The sequence below is a fragment of the Pseudomonas sp. Pseusp3 genome, from assembly GCF_047304225.1.
Classification (GTDB): Bacteria; Pseudomonadota; Gammaproteobacteria; order Pseudomonadales; family Pseudomonadaceae; genus Aquipseudomonas; species Aquipseudomonas fluorescens_CD.
The window spans coordinates 1-242 of record NZ_JBGLYV010000288.1 but is presented as its reverse complement, the minus strand read 5'-3'; the positions used below and the strand labels follow the sequence as shown (position 1 = coordinate 242).

Sequence of the window (242 nt, the reverse complement as noted above, 5' to 3'; positions counted from 1 at the left end):
GTCGGGGTAAGGGGATTCGAACTCCTGACATCCTGCTCCCAAAGCAGGCGCGCTACCGGACTGCGCTATACCCCGGTAAAAAAAAGGCACCTTCGAGAGGCGCCTTCTGCGAACAGAGCTTTTGGCGTCTGATCTTAAGATTCGATTCCAGTGTTACCTGGTTTCAAAAATGGTGGGTCGTGTGGGATTCGAACCTACGACCAATTGGTTAAAAGCCAACTGCTCTACCAACTGAGCTAACG

The 242-nt window shown here is 51.7% G+C and carries 1 tRNA gene; it reads right to left on the bottom strand.

The features are described 5' to 3' along the window. Position 1: 1 nt before the first annotated feature. Positions 2 to 75, bottom strand: a tRNA-Pro gene (locus tag ACCD00_RS30900). Between the last annotated feature and the right edge of the window lie 167 nt (positions 76 to 242).